The organism is Candidatus Hydrogenedentota bacterium, from assembly GCA_016791475.1.
Lineage (GTDB): Bacteria > Hydrogenedentota > Hydrogenedentia > Hydrogenedentales > JAEUWI01 > JAEUWI01.
The window spans coordinates 1-6,588 of the sequence record JAEUWI010000106.1 but is presented as its reverse complement, the minus strand read 5'-3'; the positions used below and the strand labels follow the sequence as shown (position 1 = coordinate 6,588).

Here is a 6,588-nt window from a genome sequence, read left to right as displayed (position 1 = left end):
CCTGACCTCCCTTGCCGGGTGCACCTTGGACGTGGCGCCCGGCGGCAGCTTCAGCGCCCCGAGCCTGAGTGCGGTGGATGACATGACCTTCTCCATCGCCAGCGTGGGCGGCGAAGTGGCCTTTGACGGTCTGCAATCGATTTCGAATTCGACCATCGCGCTCGAGGGTGGCGGAAGCTGGAGTCTGCCCGCGTTGGCCAGCCTGTTCAATACCACCGTCAATGTGCCGAACGGGGCCCAGTTTGAAGCGCCGTCGCTGGAGTCCTTTACCTTCTCCAGCTCCAATGTTTTCGGCCTCGAGGTCGCCGGCACGGGGACCTTCGCGGCCGGGATGCTCTCGGACATCACCAACCTCCGGGTCGATGTCGAAACCGGCGCCCAGGTGGTACTGCCTTCCGTTACGGAATACACGTGGAATATCTGCGCCTCGGCGGACTTGTTTACCGTATCGGGTGCGGGATCGTTGCTCAGCCTGCCCTCGCTCGGCAGCATGATATTGTCGGCGGCAAGCTGCGGCGCGGAGCCGTTCATACAGGCTTCGGACAACGGCGTTCTGGATCTGTCCGCGCTGGCCGTGGTGACGAAGGAGAGTGTGAACACGTTTTCAATCGAAGTGCGGACGGGCGGGACTATAGACCTCTCCTCGCTTGCAGCCGTGACGGATACCACCTTCGATGTCAACTTCGACGCGTCCATGGACCTGCCGGCACTCAGCTCGATGACGGGAGGACGGTTTCGGGTGTTGGACGGAGGCGGGCTGATCGCGCCCATGCTGACAATGGTCAACGGAGTCATCTTCACGGTACCGGACGTAGGCGCCGCCGTTCGTTTCGACGCGCTCCAGACCGCCGTGGACGCGCATTTCCCGGTCGAAGGCAATGCCTGGAGCCTGCCGTCCCTGAATACGCTCACCACCACGTCGATCACCATTGAGGACAGCGGCAGCTTTGACGCGCCGTCTCTTGCGACATACGACTCCCTCAATACGAGCAGGGGTATCCTCGCCGTATCAGGGACGGGTACCTTCACCGCGCCCTTGCTGGCGGATATCGCTAATCTCCAGATTGTCCTGACGGGCGGGGCGCAGGTCGCCCTTCCCTCCGTCGTCGAAGTCGTTCAGGATGCGGCTTGCGCCAGTAATGCGTTTATAGCGGTCGACGGCGCGGGCTCCATGCTTGATTTGTCGTCCGCGGAAACGCTGGCGCTCAACCTGGCGAGTTGTGGCGCCAATCTCCGCGTGCTGGCGACCAACGGGGGCGCTGTGGACCTCTCCGGTCTGCTCGATACTTCGCTCGCGAGTGTCGTCATGCTGACGTTCTCGGCGGATGGCGCGGGAAGCCTCATCGATATCAGCGCAATGTCTGGCTATGACGCGTCACGCGTGGTCTTCGCCGAAACCAATGGTGGCGAGGTGGTGTTTATCCCGAGCAGCGGCGGCGAAGGCGAAGGCGAAGGCGAGGGCGAGGGCGAGGGCGAGGGCGAGGGCGAGGGCGAGGGCGAGGGCGAGGGCGAAGGCGAAGGCGAGGGTGAAGGCGAAGGAGAAGGTGAAGGCGAAGGAGAAGGTGAAGGAGAAGGAGAAGGCGAAGGTGAAGGTGAAGGTGAAGGCGAAGGCGAGGGCGAAGGAGAAGGAGAAGGAGAAGGAGAAGGCGAAGGTGAGGGCGAAGGCGAAGGCGAAGGCGAAGGTGAAGGTGAAGGCGAAGGCGAAGGAGAAGGTGAAGGCGAAGGTGAGGGCGAAGGTGATCTTGCTGAAGAGTTGTCTGCTGTCTTTGACGACGCGGATAGCAACGGCGACGGACTGATTTCCCGCTCCGAGTCCGCCTTGCTCTTCCCAGAGTTGACGGCGCTGCAGTTTGATGAATTGGATACGAACAGTGATGGATTCCTGAGCCGGGCCGAACTGGGTGACGATGAACCCGGTGGATGCTTTGGGCCGGACGCCGCGCAGGACTTTTTCCTGTACGGCCTGATCGCCTGGGTGTTTGCCTGCTTCGAGGCTATCCTTCGGATGCCCCGGCAGATTCTGGAGTATCTCTATGGTGGTGCGGGCCAGGATGACGACAAGGTATAGTCTCCGGCTAGTCGCCGCGCCACGTTGAATGTGTTGTCTTGCCGCCCGGGCCTGGTTTCGGGCGGCATTTTTTTTTGCTCGGTTTTCTCTTGCCGGTGTGCGCCCTGCCGAGCCATGGGGCCGTTTCCCTGGGAATCGATGTAACGACCAGCCCCGGCGTCGGTAAGCTGGTCGGGTTGAAGGTAACGAGATTCCATTGCAACGGCCTGAGGAGAGCGAGATTCATGGGAAGCCTGAAGCGGGTCCTGCTGTGTACGTTGGTGATGTTCGCGGTTGCGCAGGCGGGGGCAATAACGCCATCACCCTATTGGAAGAACGAGGTGGCCTTCCCCGAGGACCCGTTCCGGGCGGAAGGTCAGTCCTTTGATCCCGATTCGCCGGGGTTCATCAAGTTCACGATCCTGAAGAGCGAGCCGGATTCGGTGTACTTTCAAGATTGCCAGCGGTACCTTTTTCACTATGACTTTGCCGCGGAGGTGCTCGATCCCTACCTCGGCATCGGCACGGCGGCCTATGATCAGGTTACGCTGCGCGAGGACGGCCAGGAAGCCATGCTCGGGGCCGTGATCCTGCCGCCGCGCATGGCCACGCCGCCGCAGGAGTTCGGCATCCAGTTGGTGCGCCTGGACCCCTATTCGCCCGAAGAGATTATCAGCCAGTTCAATCTCGTGAAATCGAAGGTCACCGGAGCGGCGGGTTTGAGAGCCTACTATTTTCCCACCTTCGAGCAGCGCGCGGTGGCCGAAGCCAACCGGAGCTACCTGGCGGCGAACGGCGTCGAGGTCAGCTCCAGCGCGCGGTGGACGCCTGGCAACGTGGTCTACTCGGATGGTTGGGCACTCGGGCGCTTGAACTTTGTGCCGGCGGAGGGTATCGACAGCGCCTTTGCCGAGGGTTCGCTGCTCGCAACCGACATATTATTGACCGATGGCGTTCCGGCGGAGATCCCGGTTGTCGCCGGGATCCTCAGTCTCGCGCCGTCCACGCCCAACTCCCACGTGGCCATACTCGCCAACTCCTACAGCGTGCCATTTGCCTATCTCGAAGAGGATGAAGTGCGCGCCCGCGCCCAGTCGCTCGTGGGACAGCGCGTGGCATTGCGGGCCTATGGCGGAGCCTTTGGCGGCACGGACCTGCGCCTCATTCCCGCCGCGGATCTGGACGAAACCCTGGTGGCGGATATCCTGGCGCTGAAGGCCCCCGCGGTGCTGGAGATCTCGCCGCTCGCGACCCTTGGGGCCTGGGGCGCGCCGATTACGCCTCGCGTGCCGGGCGACATCCAGTATGTCGGCGGCAAAGCGACCAACATGGCGCTGCTCCGAACGTCTATTCCGAATAATTCACCCGTGTCCATGGCGATTCCCTTCGATCTATGGAGCGACTTCCTGGCCCAGCCCGTCACGGGCGGCGGCACGCTGCGCGAAGCGATAGACGCTCGTCTTGATGGCTACACCTATCCGCCGGCGAGCATCGCCGAATTGAAGGCGGATCTGGAATCGGTACGCGATTTGATCAAGGACGCGAGCGCCACGTCCTTCTCGGAAGAGGCCCGCGCGGGTGTGCTGGAAGCCTTGCAGGATTCCCAGTACGGCTTTGATCCCGATCGCAATCTGCGCTTTCGCAGTTCTACCAACGTTGAGGACAGCGGGCAGTTCACCGGCGCGGGTCTCTACGACAGCTTCAGCGGTTGCCTGGCCGATGAACTCGATGGCGATGAGGTCGGCCCCTGCCGCTGCGAAGGGGACGAGGAAGACGAGCGGGGCGTGTTCCGGGCAATACGGCGGGTCTTCGCGAGTTTCTACAATGACAACGCCTTCCTGGAGCGACTCCGGTATCGCCTTGACGAAGACGAGGTGGGCATGGCGATTCTGGTCCATCATTCCTTCCCGGACGACGAAGAGCGGGCCAATGGCGTGGCCACCCTGACGCGGGACACATTTTCCGATCGGGTGCATCTCGTAACGCAGGTCGGGGCCGAGTCCGTGTCCAATCCCGAGGGTGGTTCTCTGCCCGAGGAGGTGGAGGTGCAGACGGCCTTCGGCGAGACCTACGCGACCTTCCTGAAGCCCTCCAGCCGTGTTCCCCTGGGGGCGACGGTGATGAACTGGGAGGCGGACTACCGCCAGTTGGCCGGGCTGATGGTGCAGGTGGCCGATCGATTCGCCCAGGTGTATGGCCGGGAGACTTTTGTTCTCGACTTTGAGTACAAGAAGAATGTCGGCGACGAGAAGCTGATCATCAAGCAGGTGCGTGAGGTGCCCCGGCCGGAAACGACACCCTCGGTGGCACCGTTTCTCCTCGGCGGCACGGCGGAGCTGGTCACCTTCCAGGGCGAGTACGGCGATGTGTTCTCAAACCACCGACTGAAAACCCGCCTGCGCATCGGCACGGACGGTCTGAAGCTCAGCGCGGAGAACCTTGCGCAAACGTTCATCGGTGACGCCGAAATCGAATATGCGGCCGAGGGCCGGGTGCGCCATTTTGCGGCGTCGCTCGCCGCGTGGCCCGAATTCAATCACAGTTATGCCGAGGAGACCAGTCGTGACGGGTGGTCGTTCAACACTCTGGCGAATCCCCGAGACTATATATTGAGCAGCCAGTTTCCCGCGCTGGTTTCTCCCGCGGACAATCCGCTCTACACCCTTTCCGATGCCGGTGGCGGCCTGATCCCCCTGGAGGTGACCTATGGGCGACCGGAGCCCAGCGTGGATTGGGCGGGCGAGCCCATCACCGTCACCCAGGAGGCCGTGCTATTGACGCTGGCGCGCACGGACGCCGAAGCGGGCGACCTGCGTCAGGAACGTATTTGTGAAGGGCCCGGTGGCGTCAAAATAACGACGGTCTACTATTGGCCCGCGCCTCCCAGGGGTGTGTCCGCAGGCTACACCGCGCCCCTTGTTCGCTGGGAAGAGACCCGAATCGAAGGCTACACCGAAGAACCTGTCGTTTTGACCGGGTTCTTCTCCCAGACGTACCGTCCCGAACACCACAACTTCGCGGAACATTTCATTTTCGAGCCTCAGCTCGAAGAGGGTCTCGCCGAAGCGGTGCTCGATGAATTGCGCGCCGCCGACGTTCGCCTGATCCATTGTTTCTCGAATCTCGACGGAGGGAGCACGATTACGACCTATGGATTTGACGGCGCTGAAGGTGAAGGCGAAGGTGAAGGTGAAGGCGAAGGCGAAGGCGAAGGTGAAGGCGAAGGCGAAGGTGAAGGTGAAGGTGAAGGTGAAGGTGAAGGTGAAGGCGAAGGCGAAGGCGAAGGCGAAGGCGAAGGCGAAGGCGAAGGCGAAGGTGAAGGTGAAGGTGAAGGTGAAGGTGAAGGTGAAGGTGAAGGTGAAGGTGAGAATCCAATCGAGGAAATAGCGGATGCGCTGCTTGGTGGCTTTGACGAAGCCGATGTCAACGGTGATGGTCGCTTGTCCCTTACGGAGGCGCGGGTGGTTCTATCCGAGCTCTCGGAGGAGAATTTCAACGTGATCGATTCGAATAAAGATGGCCTTCTGAGTGAGGCCGAGCTTCGCGCCGCCCAGGGTGGAACACCCGGTTGTCTCCCCTCCGTCAAGATGCGCAACGGACTCGGCGATCTGTTCCTGCTGGGCATGTCGCTGCTGGCCCTGACCGGCTGGGCGCACGCGCGACGCTGACGAACCCAGGTCGCTTTGGACTGGGACCCGGTCTGCCGTATACTGCTGACGGCTGACAGGCCCCAGGGCTGGAAGGAGAAAGGCGAGACCATGGCGGAAGAACACGTGCGCCCCTCGTGGGACGATTATTTCATGGAAGTGGCCAACACGATCGCGAAGCGGGCCACCTGCGACCGGGGCCGCAGCGGATGCGTTATCGCCCGCGACCGGCAGCTCCTGGTAACCGGGTATGTTGGCTCGCCCATGGGTCTTCCCCATTGTGACGAAGTGGGTCACTTGTTCAAGAAAGTGACCCACGACGACGGATCGGTCACCCAGCACTGCGTGCGAACGGTGCACGCCGAGCAGAACGCCATCTGTCAGGCGGCCAAGCTCGGGGTGTCCCTGAAGGGCTCGACCCTGTATTGCCGCATGACGCCGTGCCGGGTCTGCGCCATGCTGATCATCAACTGCGGTATCGAGCGCGTTGTGTGCGAGCGCAAGTACCACGCCGGCGCCGAGTCCGAGGCGATGTTTCAGGAGGCGGGCATCGCTCTGGAGTACAAGCACGATGAGGTACAGGCCTACGCCGGACAGTCGGTCACCTGAAGGGGGAAGGGCGACTTTTTTCGGGTGTTAAAGTTGCATGAGTCCCGTTTTTTGTGCTAATCTATTGCTGCTTTCGAGCACTGCGTACCCGTAGCTCAATAGGATAGAGCGTCTGACTACGGATCAGAAGGTTAGGGGTTCGATTCCTCTCGGGTACGCCATATAAATGCTTGCTTCGAGCGCGCCGGATAATTTGTCCGGCGCGCTTTTTGTGTGCCAGGCATGGCCCCGTACTTATGAGGTGTAAGTCCTCTACAGGCCCTGATAGTGGGAACTGTTAGGCGA

Annotated in this window: 3 protein-coding genes and 1 tRNA gene; all 4 read left to right on the top strand. The window is 61.7% G+C overall.

Annotation, left to right across the window (positions count from 1 at the left end; genetic code table 11):
• A partial coding sequence (locus tag JNK74_28050; GenBank protein ID MBL7650042.1) for a hypothetical protein occupies positions 1-2,068 on the top strand: 2,068 nt, incomplete at its 5' end.
• Between the two features lie 224 nt (positions 2,069-2,292).
• Complete coding sequence (locus tag JNK74_28045; protein ID MBL7650041.1) at positions 2,293-5,715, top strand: hypothetical protein; 3,423 nt, start codon at positions 2,293-2,295, stop codon at positions 5,713-5,715.
• A 90-nt stretch (positions 5,716-5,805) separates the two neighbouring features.
• Entirely contained in the window at positions 5,806-6,303 is a 498-nt protein-coding gene (locus JNK74_28040) for a cytidine/deoxycytidylate deaminase family protein (protein MBL7650040.1), read from the top strand.
• Positions 6,304-6,387: 84 nt separating this feature from the next.
• Positions 6,388-6,464 (top strand) — tRNA-Arg (locus JNK74_28035).
• Positions 6,465-6,588 lie beyond the last annotated feature (124 nt).